At 67.7% G+C, this 21,015-nt stretch carries 18 protein-coding genes and 2 pseudogenes; 10 read left to right on the forward strand and 10 right to left on the reverse strand.

From position 1 onward, the window contains the following. The first annotated feature begins 1 nt into the window (after nucleotide 1). The 6 genes and pseudogenes from B9N75_RS08320 (at nucleotide 2) to B9N75_RS08340 (ending at nucleotide 3,827) form a co-directional block, all read left to right on the forward strand. Nucleotides 2–901, forward strand: coding sequence for a polyprenyl synthetase family protein (locus B9N75_RS08320; protein ID WP_085218372.1), 900 nt, complete (start codon nucleotides 2–4; stop codon nucleotides 899–901). A gap of 13 nt (nucleotides 902–914) precedes the next feature. Then, nucleotides 915–1,418 (forward strand): pantetheine-phosphate adenylyltransferase, encoded by a 504-nt coding sequence (gene coaD, locus B9N75_RS08325; protein ID WP_085218373.1) that lies wholly within the window; start codon nucleotides 915–917, stop codon nucleotides 1,416–1,418. A 100-nt stretch (nucleotides 1,419–1,518) separates the two neighbouring features. After that, nucleotides 1,519–2,172: pseudogene (locus B9N75_RS14350) on the forward strand (peptidylprolyl isomerase); the annotation flags it as partial. Nucleotides 2,173–2,429: 257 nt separating this feature from the next. Further along, nucleotides 2,430–3,461, forward strand: a complete 1,032-nt coding sequence (gene queA, locus B9N75_RS08335; RefSeq protein WP_085218375.1) for a tRNA preQ1(34) S-adenosylmethionine ribosyltransferase-isomerase QueA — start codon at nucleotides 2,430–2,432, stop codon at nucleotides 3,459–3,461. A 49-nt stretch (nucleotides 3,462–3,510) separates the two neighbouring features. Then, on the forward strand, nucleotides 3,511–3,648 hold the full coding sequence (locus B9N75_RS13985) for a hypothetical protein (protein WP_172840850.1): 138 nt from the start codon (nucleotides 3,511–3,513) through the stop codon (nucleotides 3,646–3,648). Further along, nucleotides 3,645–3,827, forward strand: a complete 183-nt coding sequence (locus B9N75_RS08340) for a hypothetical protein (RefSeq protein ID WP_085218376.1) — start codon at nucleotides 3,645–3,647, stop codon at nucleotides 3,825–3,827. The genes B9N75_RS13985 and B9N75_RS08340 overlap by 4 nt, the downstream gene beginning before the upstream one ends. Before the next feature lie 7 nt (nucleotides 3,828–3,834). Here the strand turns inward: B9N75_RS08340 and B9N75_RS08345 are convergent, their stop codons facing one another. The 4 genes from B9N75_RS08345 to B9N75_RS08360 form a co-directional block, all read right to left on the reverse strand. Further along, the gene (locus tag B9N75_RS08345; protein ID WP_425292418.1) at nucleotides 3,835–4,242 is read right to left on the reverse strand and encodes a DUF3035 domain-containing protein; all 408 of its coding nucleotides are present in this window, start codon (nucleotides 4,240–4,242) and stop codon (nucleotides 3,835–3,837) included. A gap of 8 nt (nucleotides 4,243–4,250) precedes the next feature. Further along, on the reverse strand, nucleotides 4,251–4,799 hold the full coding sequence (gene lspA, locus B9N75_RS08350) for a signal peptidase II (RefSeq protein ID WP_085218378.1): 549 nt from the start codon (nucleotides 4,797–4,799) through the stop codon (nucleotides 4,251–4,253). Then, nucleotides 4,792–7,722, reverse strand: a complete 2,931-nt coding sequence (gene ileS / locus B9N75_RS08355; protein ID WP_085218379.1) for an isoleucine--tRNA ligase — start codon at nucleotides 7,720–7,722, stop codon at nucleotides 4,792–4,794. The genes lspA and ileS overlap by 8 nt, the downstream gene beginning before the upstream one ends. A gap of 115 nt (nucleotides 7,723–7,837) precedes the next feature. Next, on the reverse strand, nucleotides 7,838–8,770 hold the full coding sequence (locus B9N75_RS08360) for a bifunctional riboflavin kinase/FAD synthetase (RefSeq protein ID WP_085218380.1): 933 nt from the start codon (nucleotides 8,768–8,770) through the stop codon (nucleotides 7,838–7,840). Nucleotides 8,771–9,194: 424 nt separating this feature from the next. Between B9N75_RS08360 and B9N75_RS08365 the strand changes: the two genes are divergently transcribed. Next, complete coding sequence (locus B9N75_RS08365) at nucleotides 9,195–10,331, forward strand: NAD(P)/FAD-dependent oxidoreductase (RefSeq protein ID WP_172840851.1); 1,137 nt, start codon at nucleotides 9,195–9,197, stop codon at nucleotides 10,329–10,331. Here B9N75_RS08365 and B9N75_RS08370 read toward each other — a convergent pair. After that, nucleotides 10,326–10,820 (reverse strand): dihydrofolate reductase, encoded by a 495-nt coding sequence (locus tag B9N75_RS08370; protein WP_085218382.1) that lies wholly within the window; start codon nucleotides 10,818–10,820, stop codon nucleotides 10,326–10,328. The two genes, B9N75_RS08365 and B9N75_RS08370, sit on opposite strands and share 6 nt — an antisense overlap. A gap of 154 nt (nucleotides 10,821–10,974) precedes the next feature. On the opposite strand from B9N75_RS08370, the gene B9N75_RS08375 reads away from it, so the two are divergent. Further along, nucleotides 10,975–11,295, forward strand: a complete 321-nt coding sequence (locus B9N75_RS08375) for a DMT family transporter (protein WP_085219490.1) — start codon at nucleotides 10,975–10,977, stop codon at nucleotides 11,293–11,295. Here the strand turns inward: B9N75_RS08375 and B9N75_RS08380 are convergent. Then, nucleotides 11,292–12,086: a thymidylate synthase gene (locus B9N75_RS08380; RefSeq protein ID WP_085218383.1), complete on the reverse strand. Its 795-nt coding sequence runs from the start codon at nucleotides 12,084–12,086 to the stop codon at nucleotides 11,292–11,294. The genes B9N75_RS08375 and B9N75_RS08380 overlap by 4 nt on opposite strands. A 143-nt stretch (nucleotides 12,087–12,229) precedes the next feature. Here B9N75_RS08380 and B9N75_RS08385 point away from each other — a divergent pair, with 143 nt between their 5' ends. After that, entirely contained in the window at nucleotides 12,230–12,610 is a 381-nt protein-coding gene (locus tag B9N75_RS08385) for a JAB domain-containing protein (RefSeq protein WP_085218384.1), read from the forward strand. Between the two features lie 105 nt (nucleotides 12,611–12,715). Here the strand turns inward: B9N75_RS08385 and B9N75_RS08390 are convergent, their stop codons facing one another. The 4 genes and pseudogenes from B9N75_RS08390 to B9N75_RS08405 all read right to left on the reverse strand — a co-directional run. Further along, nucleotides 12,716–13,402: a class I SAM-dependent methyltransferase gene (locus B9N75_RS08390; RefSeq protein WP_085218385.1), complete on the reverse strand. Its 687-nt coding sequence runs from the start codon at nucleotides 13,400–13,402 to the stop codon at nucleotides 12,716–12,718. Beyond that, the gene (prfB, locus tag B9N75_RS08395; protein ID WP_085218386.1) at nucleotides 13,392–14,519 is read right to left on the reverse strand and encodes a peptide chain release factor 2; all 1,128 of its coding nucleotides are present in this window, start codon (nucleotides 14,517–14,519) and stop codon (nucleotides 13,392–13,394) included. The genes B9N75_RS08390 and prfB overlap by 11 nt, the downstream gene beginning before the upstream one ends. 106 nt (nucleotides 14,520–14,625) lie before the next feature. Next, nucleotides 14,626–17,163 (reverse strand): penicillin-binding protein 1A, encoded by a 2,538-nt coding sequence (locus B9N75_RS08400; protein ID WP_085218387.1) that lies wholly within the window; start codon nucleotides 17,161–17,163, stop codon nucleotides 14,626–14,628. Nucleotides 17,164–17,269: 106 nt separating this feature from the next. Continuing rightward, a pseudogene (locus tag B9N75_RS08405) lies at nucleotides 17,270–18,076 on the reverse strand (N-acetylmuramoyl-L-alanine amidase family protein); the annotation flags it as partial. Nucleotides 18,077–18,563: 487 nt separating this feature from the next. Here B9N75_RS08405 and B9N75_RS08410 point away from each other — a divergent pair. Beyond that, on the forward strand, nucleotides 18,564–20,999 hold the full coding sequence (locus tag B9N75_RS08410; RefSeq protein ID WP_085218389.1) for an Rne/Rng family ribonuclease: 2,436 nt from the start codon (nucleotides 18,564–18,566) through the stop codon (nucleotides 20,997–20,999). Nucleotides 21,000–21,015: the final 16 nt, after the last annotated feature.

Here is a 21,015-nt window from a genome sequence, read left to right on the forward strand (position 1 = left end):
GATGGCCGACGCCGACGCCAGCCTCGGCCCCGCGCTCGCGCGGATCGGCGCCGATGTCGATGGCATGTTCGATGCGCTGCTCGCCGTCCCAGCCGACAGCCGCGCGCGGCTTTACGAAGCGATGCGCCACGCTGCGATCGGCGGCGGCAAGCGGCTGCGGCCCTTGCTGGTCGTCGCCGCGGCAGGGCTGTTTCATGTCGATCGCGCGCGCGCGCTGCGCGTCGGCGTCGCGGTCGAGTGCATCCACGTCTATTCACTGATCCACGACGATCTGCCGTGCATGGACGATGACGATCTGCGCCGCGGCAAGCCGACCGTTCACAAGGCGTTCGACGAATGCACCGCGGTCCTCGCCGGCGATTCGCTGCACGCGCTCGCGTTCGAAGTGCTCGCCGACGAGGCGACGCACGACGATCCCTTCGTCCGCTCGGAACTGATGCTGGAACTGGCGCGTGCCTCCGGCCCCGCCGGTATGGCGGGCGGCCAGATGATGGACCTGATGGCGGGCGACGGCGCGCTCGACATGGCGGCGGTGACACGGCTGCAGCAGTTGAAGACCGGCGCGCTGATCGGCTTCTGCCTCGAGGCGGGGGGGATCATGGGCCGCGTGCCCCCCGAAGGCCGCACGAGTCTGCGCGGTTACGCGCGCGATGTCGGTCTCGCCTTTCAGATCGCCGACGACCTGCTCGACGTCGAGGGCGAAGAGGCCAAGACCGGCAAGCGGGTCGGCAAGGATGGCGCGGCGGGCAAGGAAACCTTCGTTTCGCTGGTCGGCGCCGATCGCGCGCGTCAGCAGGCCGGGATGCTGGTCGATCAGGCGGTCGCGCATCTCCAGAGCTTCGGCGGCGAGGCGGACCTGCTTCGCGCCATCGCCCGCTTCGCCGTCGCGCGCGACCATTGACCGGGGGAATGGCATGACCCGCATCGGCGTTTATCCGGGCACCTTCGATCCGATCACGCTCGGCCATATGGACATCATCCGCCGCGGCGCGAAGCTGGTCGACCGGCTGGTGATCGGCGTCACCACCAATCCCAGCAAATCGCCGATGTTCAGCGTCGAAGAGCGCACCGCGATGGTGGAGCGCGAGATCGCGGGGCTTTCCGGCGACATCCGCGTCGTCACCTTCGATTCGCTGCTGATGGACTTCGCCGAGCGCGAGAAGGCGCAGATCATCGTCCGCGGCCTCCGCGCCGTCGCCGATTTCGAATATGAGTATCAGATGGCGGGTATGAACCAGCAGCTCAACTGCCGCGTCGAGACCGTCTTCCTGATGGCCGACGTGTCCTTGCAGCCGATCGCCTCGCGGCTGGTGAAGGAGATCGCGCTCTACGGCGGCGACATCGGCAAGTTTGTGACGCCCGCGGTGGCCGAGCAGGTCGGCCACCGCGTCACCGAGATCGGCCGCAAGGGGTCATGAACCGTTCATCGGCGCGGGGGCACGGCGCGCCGTCCGCCGTTCCGCGCAGCATGTTTTTGCTCTAAGAGCGGCCACGAGATTTTTCCGGGTGAGGGTATCGATGCGTCTCAACAACCTGTTCGCCGCCATCGCGGCGCTGTTCTTCGCGACCGGCCTTGCGGCGCAGACCGCGCAGCCGGCCTTTTCGGTCGCGCCTCCGCCGCTCGATCCCGAAAACACCTGGGTGCTCGATCTCACCACGGGCGGACGCGTCACCATTCAGCTTCGCCCCGACGCGGCGCCCAATGCGGTCGAGCGGATCAAGACGCTGACCCGGCAGGGCTTCTACAACGGCACGATCTTCCACCGCGTGATCGAAGGCTTCATGGCGCAGGGCGGCGATCCGGGCGGCGACGGCACCGGCGGCTCCAGCCTTCCTGACGTGAATGCCGAGTTCAACGTCCTGCCCCACGTCCGCGGCGCAGTCGCGGCGGCGCGCGGCGGCGACGTCAATTCGGCGAACAGCCAATATTACATCATGTTCGGCCCGCGCCTGCAGCTCGACCGCAAATATACCGTCTTCGGCCGCGTCGTGAGCGGCATGGAGTTTGTCGACAAGATCGAGCGCGGCGAGCCGCCGGCCAATCCGTCGCGCGTCGTTCGTGCCTCGATCGGCGCCGACAACGTGCCGCCGCCGTCGCCGCAGGAAGTCGCCGCCGTGGCCTCCGCGCCGCTGCCGCGGGGCCGCGCCGCCGCGCCACCTGCCGCCGTCCAGTCGCTGGGTTCGGGCACGGCGCAGCCGGGCCAAGCGGCGCCCGCCGAGGCTGCGCAGCCGACTACGCCGTCGGCCGAGACGCCTGCGACCACGCAGCCGCCGGCGACGCCTTCGGCCCCGCCGCCGAGCGAGTCGACCGCCAACCCCAACGAATCGACGACGCCGCAGGACGCGTCCGAGGCCGCGCCGCAGCCCGGGGCGACGCCAACCCCCGAGCCCACGCCGACGCCGCAGCCGGATACGCCGACGCCGCAATAATGCGCGTCGACCTGTTCGATTTCGACCTGCCGCCCGAACGGATCGCGCTCAGGCCCGCGAGCCCGCGCGACAGCGCGCGGATGCTGGTCGTGCGGCCCGAGGGCTTCGAAGACCGCGGTGTCGCCGATCTGCCCGCGATGCTCCGTGCGGGCGACATGCTCGTCTTCAACGATACCCGCGTGATCCCGGCCCAGCTCGAAGGGACGCGCGGCGAAGCGCGGATTGGCGCAACACTGCACAAGCGCGAAGGGCCGCGCGACTGGCGCGCCTTCGTCCGCAACGCCAAGCGCGTCCGCGCCGGCGACCGGATCGACTTCGGCGCGGGCGTCACCGCCCTGGCCGGCGACAAAGGCGAGGACGGCAGCATCCTCCTGCGCTTCGAGGGCGACGAGCCGGTCGAGCTGCTGCTCGAGCGGGCCGGGCGGATGCCGCTGCCGCCCTATATTGCGGGCAAGCGCGAGGCCGACGCGCGCGACGCCATTGATTATCAGACGATGTTCGCGAGGGAGAAAGGCGCCGTCGCCGCGCCGACCGCCGCGCTGCACTTCACGCCGGTGTTGATGAATGCTCTGGAAGCGGCCGGGATCGGCCATGCGACGCTGACGCTCCATGTCGGCGCGGGGACGTTCCTGCCGGTCAAGGCCGAGGACACCGACGCGCACCGGATGCACAGCGAATGGGGGCGGATCGACGCCGCCACCGCCGATCGCCTCAACGCGGTGCGCGCTGAGGGCGGACGGGTGATCGCTGTCGGGACCACCGCGCTCCGCCTGCTCGAAAGCGCGGCGGGGGAGGACGGCCTGATCCGTCCGTTCGAAGGCGATACCGCGATCTTCATCACGCCGGGCTACCGCTTCCGCGCGATTGACGGGCTGGTGACCAATTTCCACCTGCCGCGATCGACGCTCTTCATGCTGGTCGGCGCGCTCATGGGGCGTGAGACGATGCAGGCGGCCTACGCCCATGCGATCGCTGAAGGCTACCGCTTCTATTCCTACGGCGACGCGAGCTTATTGTTACCGGAACGATGACGGCGGCGGAACGGGCGGCACGTCCGCGCGTTCCGATGCTATGACGCCCGTGCTCCCTCCGAAGCAGACCGACAAGCAGGGACGCGCGCGCGGTCTCTACGACGAGCAGCAGCAGCGTTTCGCGCAGGAAAAGCAGCTTGGCCGCCACATCCCCCGGCCGGCGCTGTTCGGCACGCCCGACGCATGAGCCAGCCCGGCGAGCGTCCGCAGCCCGATCCCGCGCCCGCGGCGCCGGACGGCAATCCCTCGCCGACCGGACCCGATCCCGATCTGCCGCAGCCGCACGAGGCGCCGCATCCCGGCACAACGGGGGACGAGCCTTATCCTCCGCAGGACAAGCCCGCGCAGGAACAGCCGCCGAGCTGAATTTCCGTTACTGCGGCGTCGAGACGCGCGCTTCCTGGCCGTCGCCTTCGGGCACCTGCAGGATCGTCTGCGTCACCGCGCCTTTGTCCACCACATTGGTGTCCGGATCGCCGGCGACCGAGCGGGCTCCCTGCGCGGCGCGGTCGCGATCCGCGGCCTGCAGCATCTCCGTCTCGGTGGCGCTGCGCTGCTGCGGCCCGCCGAACAGTGCGTTGATCGCCTCCGCGCGGGTATCGACCGACGCGGCGCTCGACGTGCCCGGCGCGGGCGGAACGAGCGCATAATCCGGCGGCATCACCAGCGGCGCGTTGCGCGCAACCGCGAACTCGTCGGGCGCGCCGCGATTGAACAGCCCGCCCTGGGCGCAGCCGGCGAGCAGGAGGGCGGCGGAGGCCGCCGTGGCCAGCTTTGCGATACGCATAGTCAAACTTCCTTCTTGGTCTTGCCGTCGCGGGTCAGCAGCGATCGGACCAGCAATAGCAGGACACCGATGGTAATGGCAGCGTCGGCGACATTGAAGATCAAAAACGGCCGCCATTCGCCGAAATGAAGGTCCAGAAAGTCGACCACATAGCCGTAGCGGACGCGATCGACGATGTTACCGAGCGCGCCGCCCAGGATCATCGACAGCGCCACCGCGTCCGCCCGCTTGGGCTCTCGCCACAGCCAGACGGCGACGAAGATGGCGATTCCCGCGGTCATCGCGACCAGCAGCCAGCGGCCGAGATCGGTGTCGGCGGTGAGCATCCCCATCGATACGCCGCGATTCTCCACCCAGCGCAGATCGAAGATCGGCAGCAGATCGATCACGCCACGCTGCTGGAGCTGGAGCGGATAGGTGACGATCCACTTCAGGATCTGGTCGACTACGAAGATGCCGATCGCGAGCGTGTAGCCGAACGTCCGCCAGCGGCCTTCCTCGCCGGGGTGAGGCGCCGCGACAGGGGCCGGAGTGTCGGTCAATTCAGCCATGCACCACCTTGTCGCACCGGCCGCAGAGCGCGCCGTCCTCAGTCACTTCGGGAAGCAGCCGCCAGCAGCGGCCGCATTTGTGCCGATCGCTCGCTTCGATCGCGATGCGATCATGCTGGCCCTCAGCCACCGCGAGACCGGAGACGATGCAGACTTCCGCAAAATCGAGCGATTTCACGATGGCGACCAGATCGGGATTGGCGAGCTCGATCGCGACATTGGCGGCGAGGCTAGAGCCGACCACCTTGTCGCGCCGCATCGGCTCGATCGCCTCCGTCACGCGGATGCGCAGGCCGCGCAGCAATTCCCACTTCTCGCCCAGCGCCTCGTCGCGCCACGCGGCATCGACTTCGGGCCATTCCAGCAGGTGCACCGAGCCGCAGTCGGGGAAGCGGGTTTGCCAGACTTCTTCGGCGGTGAAGGGGATGATCGGCGCGGCCCAGCGGACCAGCGCGTGGAACAGGATGTCGAGCACGGTGCGATAGGCGCGGCGCTTGGGATCGCCCGGCGCGTCGCAATAGAGGCTGTCCTTGCGGATATCGAAGAAGAAGGCGGAAAGATCGTCGTTGGCGAAATTGGTCAGCGCGCGGACGTAGCGGTTGAACTCGAACGCCTCGACGGCGGCCTTGAGCTCGGCATCGAGCAGTGCGACGCGGTGGAGGATGTAGCGCTCCAGCTCCGGCATCGCCGCCGGCGCCACCCGCTCCGCATCGTCGAACCCGTCGAGCGCGCCCAGGAGGTAGCGGAAGCTGTTGCGGAGCTTGCGATACATGTCGGTGGTGCCGGACAGCACCTCCTTGCCGATGCGCACGTCCTCGAAATAATCGGTGCTCGCGACCCAGAGGCGGAGGATGTCCGCGCCATTGTCGCGGATGATCGCCAGCGGATCGACTACGTTGCCGACCGATTTGGACATCTTGCGGCCCTGCGCGTCGAGCGCGAAGCCGTGGGTCAGCACGGCATCATAAGGGGCGCGGCCGCGGGTGCCGGCGCTTTCGAGCAGCGAGGACTGGAACCAGCCGCGATGCTGGTCCGACCCTTCGATGTAGAGATCGGCGCGGACACCCTCTCCATAGCGCGCCTCGATCACGAAGGCGTGGGTCGACCCGCTGTCGAACCAGACGTCGAGGATGTCGTTGACCGGCTCGTAATCGGCGAGATCATAGTCCGGGCCGAGCAGCGCCTGATGATCGGCGGTGAACCAGGCGTCGGCGCCGCCCTGGCGGAAGGCCGCGACAATCCGTGCGTTGACCGCTGGATCGACGAGATACTCGCCGCTCTTGCGGTGGACGTAGAGTGCGATCGGCACGCCCCAGGCGCGCTGACGGCTGATCACCCAGTCCGGCCGCCCCTCGACCATCGCGCGGATGCGGTTCTTCGAGCGCTCGGGCACCCAGCGGGTATTCTCGATCGCATCAAGCGCGATGCCGCGGAGGGTGGGATGGTTGGAGGGCGATCTCTCGACGGTCGCGTCTCGACTGCGCTCGACGCTGCTCGAGATGAGCGGTTTTGCATTTTTCACTCCGCTCGTCTCGAGCGCAGGGTCGAGCCTGTCGAGACCCGCAGTCGAGAGATCCATCGGGATGAACCACTGCGGTGTGCAGCGGAAGATGACCTTGGCCTTCGACCGCCAGCTATGCGGATAGGAATGTTTGAAGTCCGCGCTCGCGGCGAGGAGGGCGCCGGCTTCGCGGAGGTCGGTGCAGATCGGGCCGTCGGGGGCGTTGAACTTGGGGTTGATGACGCTGCCTTGGCCGCCGAGCCACGCCCAGTCCGGTCGATACTTGCCGTCGTCGGTGACCGCGAAGACGGGGCCGATGCCGTGCGCCTTGCACAGATCGAAATCGTCCTCGCCATGATCGGGCGCCATGTGGACGAGGCCGGTGCCCGCATCGGTGGTGACGAACTCGCCGGGCAGGAACGGGCGTGGCTTGGCGAAGAAACCGCCGAGATGATGCATCGGGTGGCGGGCGACGGTGCCAGCGAGGTCGGAGCCTTCAATCCTTTTGATCTGCGTCAAGGTAACAAGCAGTCGGTCTTCGATCGCATCGATCAGGTGCTTAGCTACAAGCACCTTTCGATCCGGCGCAGGAGGTTCATCGTCCGAGAACGGGATCGGACGCATTGATGCCAAAACGTAAGCGATCTCTGGCCCGTAAGCTAAAGCCTGGTTGACCGGGATGGTCCAGGGCGTAGTGGTCCACACCACCGCGTGGGCGCCGATCAGCTCGGGGATCGGGCTTTCGACGATCTCGAACGCCACGTCGATCTGGGTGGAGGTGATGTCCTCATATTCCACCTCGGCGTCGGCGAGGGCGGTCTTTTCGACCGGGCTCCACATCACCGGCTTGGCGCCGCGGTAGAGCTGGCCGCTCTCCGCGAACTTCAAGAGCTCGGCGGCGATCGTCGCCTCGGCCTCATAGGCCATGGTGAGATAGGGATCGTCCCACTCGCCCATCACGCCGAGGCGCTGGAACTGCTCGCGCTGCACGCCGACCCACTTGTCCGCATAGGCGCGGCATTCGGCGCGGAACTGCGCCTTGGGCACCTCGTCCTTGTCGAGCTTCTTCTTGCGATATTGCTCCTCCACCTTCCATTCGATCGGAAGGCCGTGGCAGTCCCAGCCGGGGATGTAGGGCGCATCCTTGCCCATCAGGCTGCGGCTGCGGACGATGATGTCCTTCAGCACCTTGTTCATGGCGTGCCCCATGTGGAGATCGCCATTGGCGTAGGGCGGGCCGTCGTGGAGGATGAAGCGGGTGCGCCCGGCGCGCGCGGCGCGGAGCTGCTCGTATAGCTTCTCCTGCTCCCAGCGCGCGAGGATCGCCGGCTCCTTCTGGGCGAGGCCGGCCTTCATGGGAAAATCGGTCTTCGGCAGGAAGACCGTATCGCGCCAATCCTGGGTGGGGGACTCATCGGACATCGCGCGCGGCCTTAGCGGGGAAGATGGGGCAAGGAAACACTCCCGTCATGCTGAACTTGTTTCAGCATCCAGCGAGGAGCTGCGGTGCGGTGGCGGACTGGACCCTGAAACAAGTTCAGGGTGACGATGCGAGGAGGTGCCTCGCCTGCTCGACATCCTGTTTCATCTGCGCGGTGAGGGCATCGAGGCTGTCGAACTTCGCTTCGTCGCGGAGAAAGGCGATGAGCTCGACTTCGATGGTCTGGCCGTAAAGATCGCCGGCGAAGTCGAAGAAATAGGGTTCGAGCAATTCCTTGGGCGGATCGAAGGTCGGGCGGATGCCGAGGTTGGCGGCGCCGTCGAGCGTCCGGCCGTCGGGAAGACGTCCGCGCACGGCGTAGATGCCGAAGCGCGGGCGGAGATAGGCGCCGAGCGCGATGTTGGCGGTGGGATAGCCGATCTCGCGCCCGCGCTTGTCGCCATGCTCGACGACGCCTTCGATCGCGAAGGGGCGGGTGAGGAGCTTCGCCGCGGCGCCGGGATCGCCGGCCTGCAGCGCCTCGCGGATGCGGCTGGAGGAGACCGGCTCGGCGCCGTCGGCGACCGGCGCGACCGCATCGACCGACAGGCCGTGCGCGGCGCCGAGCGCCTTCAGCACGCCGACATCGCCGGCGCGGCTCCTGCCGAAGGTGAAATCCTCGCCGGTGGTGACGCCCGCCGCGCCGATCGCGCCGACCAGCCGCTCGGCGACGAATGCCTCCGGGCTGAGCGCGGCAAGCGCGGCATCGAAGTGGAAGACGATCATCGCGTCTGCCCCCGCCTCGGCAAAGAGGCGCTGGCGCTGATCGAGCGTGGTCAGGCGGAAGGGCGGCGCGTCGGGTTTGAAGAAGCGCACCGGGTGCGGATCGAAAGTCGCGACCAGCGCGGGCCGCCCCTCGGCGCGGGCGCGCGCGATGGCGGCGCCGACCACCGCCTGGTGGCCGGAATGGAAACCATCGAAATTGCCGAGCGCGACGATGCCCCCGCGATACGCATCCGGAACCGCCGAGCCGCCGTCCAGCCGCTCCATGCGCCGGGGTATAGGAGGGGCGGGCGCCGTCGGCAACGCAAGGCGGTGCGGGCGCGAATGTTCCCAATGTTCGCACTGGCCATGGGGAGTGGGGCGGGCGGGAAGATAGGCGGACGATGGGAAAGAGCCGATAGGCCCGACAATCGCAGAAAGGACGGGTGTAGGACATCGGGTTCGAAAAGCCCTCCCCCTTGATGGGGGAGGGTTGGGAGGGGGTGGCGGCGGAGATGAAGGCGCCTCCTTCGGAGGCGCCACCCCACCCCAACCCCTCCCCATCATGGGGAGGGGCTAAAAGGGCTCGGCCTTCATGGCCACTTCTTGCCCGCACGCGCGTTCAGGCGCGATGTTGACCGAGAACAGGGATTTGCGCGGCGGACGGCCGTGCTGGCGGGGGGCGGAAAAGCCTCCCATAAAGTCCGATCCGTTGCCGGAGGCACGGGTCGATGTCGCGATCGTAGGCGCGGGGATCATGGGCGCGTCGATCGCCGAACGGCTGAGCCGCGACGGTGTGCGCGTCGCGCTGGTCGATCGCCGTCCGCCCGCGCACGGCAGCACCGCCGCATCGACCGCGCTGGTGATGTGGGAAATGGACGTGCCGCTCACTCATCTCGCGGGCGAGATCGGCATGGCCGAGGCGGCGCGGCGCTGGCGGCGGGTGCATAAGGCGGTGCGCGGGATCGACGCGACGGTCGCCACGCTCGACGCGGACTGCGGCTGGATCGCGCGGCCGATCCTCTATCGTGCCGGGACGTTGCTCGATCCCGAAGCGCTGGCGGCCGAATCGCGGGCGCGCGCGGAGGCGGGTCTGCCATCCGAGATCCTGGCGGCGGAGGCGGTCGCCGCGCGGTTCGACATAGCGCCGCGCGATGCGATTCTCTCGGGCGATGCGTGGGAGGTCAATCCGGTCGCGCTGACCGAGGCGCTGCTGCGCAAGGCGCAGGCGCGGGGGGCGAGCATCCATCACCCGGTCGACGTCGTCGCGCTTGAGGAGGGCGCCGATGCTGTGACGTTGCGGCTGGAGGATGGCGGCACGATCGACGCGGATACCGCGATCATCGCGGGCGGCTATGAGCGCGCGCCTTTGCTCCTGCCGCCGCCGTTCGAGATCGTGTCGAGCTACGCCATCGCCACCGCGCCCGGCACCGCGCCGCTGTGGCGCGAGAATGCGATGATCTGGGAGGCGTCCGATCCCTATCTCTACGCCCGTGCGACCGCGGACGGGCGCGTGATCGCCGGTGGCGAGGACGAGGATTTCGCCGATGCGGCGCAGCGCGACGCGCTGATCGAAGCCAAATCGGGCGTGATCGCGGCCAAGCTGGCGGCGATGATCGGCGTGGAGAATGTCGCGGTGGACTGCGCCTGGGCGGCGGCGTTCGGTTCCTCACCCGACGGGCTGCCCGCGATCGGCCGTGCGGCGAACCACGCGCGCGTGATCCTCGCCAACGGCTTCGGCGGCAATGGCGTGAGCTTCGCGGCGCTGGCGGCGGAGATCGTGGCGGCGGAGCTTGCCGGAGCGCCCGACCCGGACGCGGACTGCTTCAGCCCCTATCGCTTCTCATAGCCGCTCGAGCGTGACGAAGCTGAAGGCGGGGTGCTCGCCCTCGGCCTGATGATCCTCGCGCGCGACCGGCGTCCAGCGCGCGGGATCGGGGTAGGGAAGGCTGGTGTCGCCCTCCGCCTGGATATGCACCTCGGTCAGCTCCCAGCGGGTCGCGACGGGATCGAACAGAGCAGCGATCTCGGCGCCGCCGATCACCGAGGCGGGCTGGCCGGCGATGGCGGCGAGCGCCACGGCGACGTCGGCGACCGGCTCGGCGCCCGCCGCGCGCCAGGCGGCATCGCGCGTGACGACGATATGGCGCCGTCCGGGGAGCAGGCCGGGCAGCCCCTCGAAGGTCTTGCGGCCCATGATCATCGGCTTCGCCATCGTCAGCCGCTTGAAGCGCCTGAGGTCCGCCGGGAGATGCCAGGGCAGCGCGCCGTCGCGGCCGATGACGCCATTGTCGGCGCGGGCGATGACGATCTGGATATCGGGGCGGACGTCTTCCATCTTCGCTCCGTAGCGCCGCCACGGCTGTTCTGCCACCGGCACGCTTGACCCCCGCGCGCCTGCTTCCTAATTCGCCTAGCGCGAGGCCACGTCCTCCCCCTTTCAGGGTTTCAAGTCCGGGACGGCCCGGCGGCTCTTGGGAAAGGAGGCCGTCGTGGCCTGGATCATGCTGTTCGCCGCCGGTCTGCTCGAGATCGTCTGGGCGTTTTCGATGAAGGCTTCGGCGGGGTTCACCCGGCTGACGCCGAGCGTCGTCACCATAGTCGCGATGCTGTTCAGCTTCGCGCTGCTTGCGGTCGCGATGCGGTCGCTGCCGCTCGGCACCGCTTATACCGTGTGGACCGGGATCGGCGCGGTGGGCGCTTTCGCGGTCGGCGGGCTGGTGCTCGGCGAGCCGTCGAACCCGATGCGCATCGCCGCCGCGCTGATGATCGTCGGCGGGATCGTGCTGATGAAGGTCTCCAGCCCCGCCTAGATCGCGACCGGCGCCTTGATATGCGGGTGCGGATCGTAATCGCGGATCACGAAATCCTCAAAGGCATAGCCGTCGATCGCGTCGGGCTTGCGGAGGATCTCGAGCTTCGGGAGCGGGCGAGTGTCGCGCGAAAGCTGCTCGCGCGCCTGATCGAGATGGTTCGAATAGAGGTGGCAGTCGCCACCGGTCCACACGAACGTCCCCGGCTCCAGCCCGCACTGCTGCGCGAGCATGTGGGTGAGCAAAGCATAGCTTGCGATGTTGAACGGCACGCCCAGGAACACGTCGGCGCTGCGCTGATAGAGCTGGAGGTTGAGTCGGCCCGCGGCGACCTGCGTCTGGAACAGGCAGTGGCAGGGGGCGAGCGCCATGCGGTGCTGCTCGCCGGGGTTCCACGCGCTGACGATCTGGCGGCGCGATGCGGGATCGCGGCGGATGAGGTCGATCAGGTTCGCGATCTGGTCGATGTGGCGGCCGTCGGGCGATTCCCAGTCGCGCCACTGCTTGCCGTAGACGGGGCCGAGATCGCCCGCCTCGTCGGCCCATTCGTCCCAGATGCTGACCTTGTTGTCCTGCAGCCAGCGGACGTTGGTGTCGCCCTTCAGGAACCACAGTAGCTCGATGATGATCGAGCGGAGGTGCAGCTTCTTGGTAGTGAGGAGGGGAAAGCCCTTGGCGAGATCGAACCGCATCTGCGCGCCGAAGACGCTCAATGTGCCGACGCCGGTGCGGTCGTGCTGCTCGACACCCTCATCGAGGATGCGGGCCATGAGTTCAAGATAGGGCTGCATGGCTTTCGTCTATGGCGCGGCGCTGCGGCGAATCCAAGCGGCTGGCGTGCCGTAGAAAGCACTAGTCCAAAATGGATATAACTTGCTATAAAGCTGGATCAGTACGCACGTGAACTCGTTCAACGGGCATCTCATCAAGAGAAATGTTTGTAAAATGCATTGAAACTGCGCAGGGCGCGGCTGACTTTCTTAATAAGATGTTCGTGGGCGTGCTTCACGAGAAGATCGTAATAGTCCATCTGGATCACAGCGGCGCAGTATTGAAAGTCTCCACGGAAAACGGCTACAAACAGCATGTTAATTTGCCTATCCGCGCCATCCTGTTCGAGGCAATGCAGATTAAAGCCGATGCAATAATCATTGCGCACAACCATCCGAGCGGGAATGCGTGGCCCAGCAAGGAGGATTGCGCGGCGACGCGGCTGCTGGCCGAGACGGCACGCGCGCTGGAGGTGGAGTTGCGCGATCACCTGATTTTCGCGGGCGGCGATTGCCGGAGCTTTCGGGAGATGGGGCTGCTTTGATCCTACTCCGTCATTGCGAGGAGCGGAGCGACGCGGCAATCCATCTCGCGGGCTGGATTGCTTCGCTGCGCTCGCAATGACGGAAAGGGGTGGAGAGGCCGACTCTTACGCCGGGCAGCTCGGGATGTCCTTGGGCTCGGGGCGCGGGCTCTTGCCTTCGAACTGGGCGAAATAGCTTTCGGAATCGGCGAGCCGCTCGAAGCGGGTGAGCTGATAGCCGAGCGCGAGGAACTCGCAGAGCAGCAGCCGCGGCGGGGTGCCGTGGCGCTCGGTCGGCCGGTCGGCATCAACGACGATGACGCGCCCGCCGCGCTTGAGCGCGCCGCGCATGTGCCAGAGGAACTCGCTCGGCTGCGCGATCTCGTGATACATGTGGATCATCAGGATCCGGTCGAACGATGCGGGCGGCAGCTTGGGATCGTTGGGCTCGCCCAGCTTCACTGCGACATTGTCGAGCCGCTCGCGCTGGACGCGCTCGGCCAGCGTGTCGCGCGTCTCGGGGATGATGTCCTGCGCCAGGACGCGGCCGTCCTCGCCGACCAGCGGCGCGAGGCGGACGGTATAATAGCCTTCGCCCGCGCCGATGTCGGCGACCGTCATGCCCTGGCCGATGTCGGCGAGATGAACCACGGTGTCGAACTCACGCACGCTGTCGCGCGCATCCTCGTTGGAATAGCGGGCCGAGACGATCGGCGCGACGGGGCGCGCGGGTTCGGGGAAGGCGGAGGCCTTGGTCTGCTCCTTGCACCCCGCGACGAGGAGCAGGGGGAGGAGGAGCCCCCTAGTCCACATCTTCCACCTCGACCGTCTCGCCGGTCACGCGCTGCGACAGGGCGGCGGCCATGAAGCGGTCGAGATCGCCGTCGAGCACGTCCGATGGCGCTGTCGAAGTGACGCCGGTGCGCAGGTCCTTCACGAGCTGATAGGGCTGGAGCACGTAGGAGCGGATCTGATGGCCCCAGCCGATGTCGGTCTTGGCCGCCGCGGTGGCGTTGGCCTCCGCCTCGCGCTTCTGCAGCTCGGCTTCGTAGAGACGCGCGCGGAGTTGGTTGAACGCCTCGGCGCGGTTCTTGTGCTGCGACCGCTGGTTCTGGCACTGGACGACGATGCCGGTGGGCAGATGGGTGATGCGCACCGCGCTGTCGGTGGTGTTGATATGCTGCCCGCCCGCGCCGCTCGCGCGATAGGTGTCGATGCGAAGCTCGCTCTCGTTGATCTCGATGTCGATATTCTCGTCGACCACCGGATAGACCCAGACCGAGGCGAAGCTGGTGTGGCGCCGCGCCGAGCTGTCATAGGGGCTGATGCGGACGAGGCGGTGGACGCCGCTCTCGGTCTTGGCATAGCCATAGGCATTCTCGCCCTTGAGCAGCAGCGTCGCGGACTTGATCCCCGCCTGCTCGCCCGAATGCTGGTCGATCAGCTCGACCTTCAGCCCGTGCCGCTCGGCCCAGCGCTGGTACATGCGCTGCAGCATCGACGCCCAGTCGTTGCTCTCGGTGCCGCCGGCGCCCGAGTTGATCTCGATATAGGTGTCGTTGGCGTCGGCCTCACCGGCGAGCAGTGCCTTCACCTTGTCCTGCTCGGCGCGGTCGGCGAGCTGGGCGAGCGCGGCGGCGGCATCGTCCGCCATTGCCGCATCGCCCTCCGCCTCGGCCATCTCGATCAGCTCGATATTGTCGGCGAGGTCGCGCTCGATCGTGCGCGTCGCCGTGATCGCCTCGTCGAGACGCCGCCGCTCGCGCATCACCTCCTGCGCCTGCTTGGCATCGTTCCAGAGGTTGGGATCCTCGACGCGGTTGTTGAGCTCGTCGAGCCGGCGCAGCGCGCGATCCCAATCGAGGAAGCGGCGCAGCAGCGCGAGCGCGGCGTTGATCTGATCGACATGGGCTTGCGCTTCGGCGCGCATGGGTCACTCCATTGGCTGTCCCTGCAAAGGGGCGAGGACAGAATATTCATCGGGCTGGATCCCCGCTTTCGCGGGGACACGCTCTGCGGCCGATCCGGCCGCAGAGCTAGTAGATGCCGCCCTCTCTTTGCAAGAAGTCGCTGTCGCGCCGGTCGGTCGCCGCGGCGCGCTTGGCGCGGGCTTGGGCGATGGCGCGGGCGAGGAGATCGGCATCGGCGACTTGATCCTGGCGGATGGTGCGGCGCGGCTCGCTCTCGGGCTTGAATGCTTCCCAGATCACCGCGGCCTTGGCGTCGTTGCCGCTCGGCCAGGCGCCGAACACCTTCTTGCCGGAACGCCGGTCGATGCGGACCATGCGGATGCCTTCGGGCGCGCGGAACGGCACCACCGGCTCGTCCTTCAGCGCCTGCTCGGCAAAGGCCTTGAAGATCGGCGCGGCGATGCGGCCGCCCTGTGCGGCACCGCCGAGGCTGCGCGGCTTGTCGTAGCCCAGATAGATGCCGGCAACGATGTCGGGGGTGCCGCCGATGAACCACACGTCGCGCGGGCCCGACGTGGTGCCGGTCTTGCCGAACAGCGGGCGATTGAGATCGCGCAGCCGGGTCGCGGTGCCGCGGGTGACGACGCCTTCGAGGATGTGGACCATCTGATAGGCGGTCATCGGATCCATGAGCTGCTTGGTGCGGAGCGGCGGGCGCGGCATCGGCTTGCCGTCCCAATCGGGCGCGTTGCAGCCGTCCATCGCGTCGCAGCGGCCGTCGAGCCGGAAGACGACCTTGCCGTTGCGATCCTGCACATAATCGATGAGGCTCGGTTTCAGCGCCTTGCCCTGGTTGGCGAGGATCGCGAAGGCGTTGGTCATCTTCATCAACGTGGTGTCGCCGGCGCCGAGCGCGATCGAGAGATAATTGGGGAAATCGCCGACTTCGAGCTGGCGGGCGAGGCGCGTCACCTTGTCCATGCCGATCTGGTTGGCGGCGCGCACCGTCATCAGGTTGCGCGACTGCTCGAGCCCCCAGCGCATCGTCTGCGGCCCGGCGCTCGATCCGCCGAAGTTGCGGAAGCATTTCTGCTGCGGCGTGCCGAGATTGGTGCAGAACGGCCCGTCGACGATGATCGACGCCGGCGTCATGCCGTTGTCGAGCGCGGCGGAATAGACGATCGGCTTGAAGGTCGATCCGGGCTGGCGCATCGCCTGGGTGGTGCGATTGAACGAGGATCCGCGCACGTCGAACCCGCCCTGCATCGCGAGCACGCGGCCGGTCGACACCTGCTCGACCACCATGCCACCCGAAATCTCGGGCACCGAGCGCAGCGCATAATGATCGCCGTCGCGCTTCACCGCGATGATCATGCCGGGCTGGAGGAAGCCGAAGGCGGCGGAGGAGGTGCCGCGCTTGGGCATCTGCGCGGCGTAGCTTGGGAGCGTGCTCGTCGTGCCGTCGGTGAAGCCGATTGTCGCGGCGGAATCCGCTTTTTCGATCACCACCGCGGGGCGCCAGTCTTCATAGCCGACGCCGTAATCGGCGGCTGCGAGCTGGCTGCGCCAATCCTTCGCCATGTCGATCTCGAGCCCCGGATCGCGCCACGAGCGGCCGCCGTCGAAGCGCATGAGACCATCGCGAAAAGCGCTCTCGGCCGCCTTCTGCATCACCGGATCGTAGGAGCTGCGCACCCACAGGCCCCCGGCATAGACGCCATTGGGCCCCTTCTCGGTCTCCTCGCCATATTTCTCGATCAGCTCACGGCGGAGCTCTTCCATGAAATAGCCGCCGACATTCTTCACAGTATTGCGCGCGCCGCGGACGGTGCCGAGCGGCTGCGCTTGGGCTGCGGCGCGCTCCGCCGAAGTGATGAAGCCGTTGCGCTCCATTTCGCCCAGAATCCAGTTGCGGCGGGCGAGCGCGCGCTCGGGATGGCGCTCGGGGCTGTAGTTGCTCGGCGCCTTGGGCAGTGTCGCGAGATAGGCCATCTCGTGCAGCTCGAGATTCTCGACGTCCTTGTCGAAATAGGCGCGCGCCGCCGCCTGCACGCCATAGGCGTTGCGGCCGAGGAAGATCTGGTTGAGGTACAGTTCCAGGATCTGCTGCTTGGTGAGCACATCCTCGATGCGCCGCGCGAGGAAGGCTTCTTTCACCTTGCGCGTCACCGAATATTCGTTGGTGAGGAGGAGGTTCTTGGCAACCTGCTGGGTGATGGTGGAGCCGCCGCGCGCGCGTTCGCCCGACCCGACCTTGGAGGCATAATCATAGACCGCGCCGAGCAGGCCCGGATAATCGATGCCACCATGCTGGAAGAAAGTGCGGTCCTCGGCGGCGAGGAAGGCCTGGATCATCCGGCGCGGATATTCGTCGTAGGAAAGCTGGACGCGCCGCTCGCGGGCGTAGGTTTCCACCGGCATTCCGTCGATGTCGCGCACGCTGGTCGGCAGCGGCGGCTGGTAGGTCAGCAGCGATTCGGCAGACGGCAGCCCGCGCGCGAACAGCAGCCAGAGCAGCAGATAGCCGAGCAGCGGCAGGACGAGCAGCAAAGCCGCGATCTTCACCCAGCGCCGCGACCAATAATCGCCCGCGCGCTGGCGCAGCGCCCCGGCACGCTCGCGATTGATGGTGAAACGGGTGGGGGAAGCGGTTTCGGCAGTCATCTGCCCAGCCGTCTAGCCGATGCCGACGCCGGGGTGAAGCGGATTGGCCGCGGCTTAGGCGCTGCTCGGCCGCTTTGATACCAGACGGTGGTGCCGGTGCCGCAGTTCAAGAACGGTTGGCGCGGCTCGCCATCCGCCGCGCGAAATGGGCTTCGATGGCGCGGCGCATGCCTTGGGCGATGCCGCGGCGGCCGTCTTCGGAGGTGATGTAGGCGGCGTCCTGGCGGTTGGTGAGATAGCCGCTCTCGAACAGGATCGAGGGGATGTCGGGCGCCTTCAGGACGATCAGCGAGGCGAAGCGGTGATATTGCGGGCGGAAGGGAAAATAGGCCTGCCCCTCGCGATGGAGCAGCCGGGCGAAATCGGCGGCGACGTTCATGCTCTCGCGCTGCGCCAGATCGATGAGGATGTGATTGACCTCGGGCGTGTCGCTCATCTTCGCGCCGCCGATCACGTCGGCCTGGTTCTCTCGAGAAGCGAGCAGCGCCGCCTCGCGGTCCGAGGCGACTTCGGACAAAGTGTAGATCGTCGCGCCATGCGCCTGATCGTTGGACGGCGCCGCATCGGCATGGACCGACACGAACAGGTCCGCCCCCAGCCGCCGCGCGATCTCGTAGCGATCACGCAGCACGAGGAAGCGATCGTCGGCGCGGGTGAGTGCGACACGGACGCGGCCCGAGGCGACCAGATCGTCGCGGATCGCGCGGGCGAGGGCGAGCGTGACGTCCTTCTCGCGGGTGCCGTCGTGGGGCGAGGTCGAGCCGGGATCGCGCCCGCCGTGGCCGGCGTCGATCACCACCAGTGGCCGCGCCGGGTTGCGCGAACCCTCGACCGGGGGCAGCGGCACGCCGAGCGGGGCCGCGATGTCGTCGAGCGCTATCTCTACGCCGCCGGACGCGTCGCGCGGCGCATCGCTTGCCGGCCACACCGCGGCGGCAAGCGCGAGCAGCGCGGCGAAGGCGAAACCGACATAGGTCATCGTCATCATAGTGACGCACCGGCAGCGTAACGGTCCAGCGAAAATCCCGCATTGGCGCCGCCTTATCGGTTGCCGGTGGGTTCGGCGGATGCTAGCAACCTCAGGCGGTTCGCAGCGCGGCAGATGACTTGCCCGCGCCGTCCGGACCGGATGAATTCGCTAGGTTGACGCTGCATGAGGCTCCCCGCAATCCCGAGACGACGCACGGCCACCCGCCGGCGCGCACGCTCGTTTGCGACGGGATCGGCCCTGCCAGCAGACGCAATTTTCCTATCAACCCGGACAATCGAGGCGCGTGCCGGCATGGCCGCGCCTTCGTCCTATTTCGAGCGCGTGTGGCGCCTTTCCCCCAGCGGCTGTCTTTCGTCGGATGACGACGACGGTGCCCTGACGGCGGCGGCACGCGCGTGGAGTATCCATAATGACAATGCGCATGCTGATCGACGCGCGCCACCGGGAAGAAACCCGGGTGGCGGTCGTCAAGGGAAACCGGATCGAGGAATTTGATTTCGAGAGCGCCGAGCACCGGCAGCTCAAAGGCAATATCTATCTAGCCAAGGTCACGCGGGTCGAGCCGTCGCTCCAGGCAGCGTTTGTCGATTACGGCGGCAACCGCCACGGCTTCCTGGCCTTCAGCGAAATCCACCCCGACTATTACCAGATCCCTAAGGAGGATCGCGAGGCGCTGCTGCGCGAGGAGGCCGAACACGCCGCCGAGGAAGCCGCGCTGCGTGCCGACGAGGGCGACGAGGATGACGGCGGCGTCGAGGAGATGGAGGCGCCCGCTCCAGTAGGCGACGAGGACGAAGAAGAAGCCCAGCCGCGCGAGGCCGAAGAAGCCGAGAGCGGTAGCGACGAGAGCGCCGCGGAGAACCTTCGTCGCCGCCGTCAGGCGCTGCGCCGCCGCTACAAGATCCAGGACGTGATCCGCCGCCGCCAGGTGCTGCTCGTCCAGGTCGTCAAGGAGGAGCGCGGCAACAAGGGCGCGGCGCTCACCACCTATCTCAGCCTCGCCGGCCGCTATTGCGTGCTGATGCCCAACACGTCGCACGGCGGTGGCATCAGCCGGAAGATTTCCAACGGCGCCGATCGCAAGCGGCTGAAGCAGATCATGGCCGATCTGTCGCTGCCGACGACGATGGGCCTCATCGTCCGCACTGCCGGCCTCCAGCGCACCAAGACCGAGATCAAGCGCGACTTCGACTATCTCGCCCGGCTGTGGGACGAGATCCGCGACAAGACGCTGCACTCGTCGGCACCGTCGCTGGTCTACGAGGATTCGAACCTCGTGAAGCGCGCGATCCGCGACATCTACAACCGCGACATCGACGAAGTGTGGGTGGAAGGCGAGGAAGGCTACAAGTCCGCCCGCGCCTATATGAAATTGCTCATGCCGAGCCACGTCAAGCGCGTGCAGCCCTATTCGGATTCGGTGCCGCTGTTCCAGCGCAACGGCGTCGAGGATCAGCTTTCGGGCATGTACCAGCCGCTCGTGCAGCTCAAATCGGGCGGCTATCTGGTCATCAACCCGACCGAGGCTCTGGTCTCGATCGACATCAACTCGGGCCGCTCAACGCGCGAGCACAATATCGAGCAGACCGCTTACGCCACTAACATCGAGGCGGCGCACGAGATCGCGCGCCAGCTTCGCCTCCGCGACATGGCCGGGCTGGTCGTCATCGACTTCATCGACATGGAATCGAACGGTCATATCCGCAAGGTCGAGAAGGCGATGAAGGACGCGCTGAAGAACGATCGCGCGCGCATCCAGGTCGGCCGCATTTCGGGCTTCGGCCTGATGGAGATGAGCCGCCAGCGTCTGCGCACGGGTGTGCTTGAAGCCTCGACCAAGCCGTGCCCGCATTGCGAAGGCTCGGGCCTGATGCGCACTGCCTCCTCGGCGGGCCTGTCGGCGCTCCGCATGCTTGAGGACGAGGCGGGCCGCGGCCGCGGCAGCCGTATCGTACTGCGCGCGGGCCGCGAGGCGGCGATCTACGTGCTCAACAAGAAGCGCCACGAAATCGACGAGGTCGAGGCACGTTACGGCGTGATCGTCGAGGTGCTGATCGACGACAGTTTCGAAGGCGCCAAGATGACGGTGGAAGCGCTTGGGCCTCCGCCCGCGCACCGTCCGCGTATCGCCCCCGCTCCGGTCATCGAGGATGATGACGACGATTATATCGAGGACGAGGCGGACGAGATCGAGGAAGAGGAAGCCGAGGCCGAGGAGGCCGAAGAGCGTCCGCGTCGCGACCGCCAGCCGCGCTCCGACGAGGACGAGGGCGGACGCAAGCGCCGCCGCCGTCGCGGCCGCCGCGGCGGACGCCGCAGGAACGGCGAGGAAGAGGGCGGCGCGGAGCGGGGGGCCGAGGATGCGCCCGCCGCCGAGCCTGCCGAAGCCGAAGCGCCTCTCGAGCCGGTAGCCGACGAGGCAGCGGCAGAAGAGAAGCCGAAGCGCGCCCGCCGCCGCCCGCGTGCACGGAAGGGCGAGGACAACCCGGCCGAAACTGCGGTCGAGGCAGTTCCCGAAGCCGCGCCGGAGCCCGAGGCGGTCGAGGAAGCGCAGGCCGAGGAGAAGCCCAAGCGCGCGCGCCGCAGCCGCAAGAAGGCGGAGCCCGAAGCGGAGGCCGCGGCGCCTGCGCCGGCGGAGGCCGAGCCGGCTGCACCTGCGGCCGCGAACGACAGCGACGCGCCGGCCAAGCCGGCCCGCCGCCGCCGCGCGACCAAGGCGGTTGCCGCCGATGCGCCCGAGGCGCCGGTGCTGGAGCGCCAGCAATCCGATTCGCCCGACGCAGCCGATGCGGCAAGCGACAGCCCGCCGCGTCGCGGCTGGTGGCAGCGCACCTTCGGCGGCTGACACGACGATAGTGCCA

This window comes from Allosphingosinicella indica, assembly GCF_900177405.1.
Classification (GTDB): Bacteria; Pseudomonadota; Alphaproteobacteria; order Sphingomonadales; family Sphingomonadaceae; genus Allosphingosinicella; species Allosphingosinicella indica.

Bases quoted from the DNA above. Each gene is read 5' to 3' on its own strand.
- coaD (WP_085218373.1), top strand. From the start codon at position 915: ATGACCCGCATCGGCGTTTATCCGGGCACCTTCGATCCGATCACGCTC.
- B9N75_RS08340 (WP_085218376.1), top strand. From the start codon at position 3,645: ATGAGCCAGCCCGGCGAGCGTCCGCAGCCCGATCCCGCGCCCGCGGCG.
- B9N75_RS08360 (WP_085218380.1), bottom strand. From the start codon at position 8,770: ATGGAGCGGCTGGACGGCGGCTCGGCGGTTCCGGATGCGTATCGCGGG.
- queA (WP_085218375.1), top strand. From the start codon at position 2,430: ATGCGCGTCGACCTGTTCGATTTCGACCTGCCGCCCGAACGGATCGCG.
- B9N75_RS08370 (WP_085218382.1), bottom strand. From the start codon at position 10,820: ATGGAAGACGTCCGCCCCGATATCCAGATCGTCATCGCCCGCGCCGAC.
- B9N75_RS08400 (WP_085218387.1), bottom strand. From the start codon at position 17,163: ATGACTGCCGAAACCGCTTCCCCCACCCGTTTCACCATCAATCGCGAG.
- lspA (WP_085218378.1), bottom strand. From the start codon at position 4,799: ATGGCTGAATTGACCGACACTCCGGCCCCTGTCGCGGCGCCTCACCCC.
- ileS (WP_085218379.1), bottom strand. From the start codon at position 7,722: ATGTCCGATGAGTCCCCCACCCAGGATTGGCGCGATACGGTCTTCCTG.
- B9N75_RS08380 (WP_085218383.1), bottom strand. From the start codon at position 12,086: ATGCAGCCCTATCTTGAACTCATGGCCCGCATCCTCGATGAGGGTGTC.
- B9N75_RS08320 (WP_085218372.1), top strand. From the start codon at position 2: ATGGCCGACGCCGACGCCAGCCTCGGCCCCGCGCTCGCGCGGATCGGC.
- prfB (WP_085218386.1), bottom strand. From the start codon at position 14,519: ATGCGCGCCGAAGCGCAAGCCCATGTCGATCAGATCAACGCCGCGCTC.
- B9N75_RS08385 (WP_085218384.1), top strand. From the start codon at position 12,230: ATGTTTGTAAAATGCATTGAAACTGCGCAGGGCGCGGCTGACTTTCTT.
- B9N75_RS08390 (WP_085218385.1), bottom strand. From the start codon at position 13,402: ATGTGGACTAGGGGGCTCCTCCTCCCCCTGCTCCTCGTCGCGGGGTGC.
- B9N75_RS08410 (WP_085218389.1), top strand. From the start codon at position 18,564: ATGACAATGCGCATGCTGATCGACGCGCGCCACCGGGAAGAAACCCGG.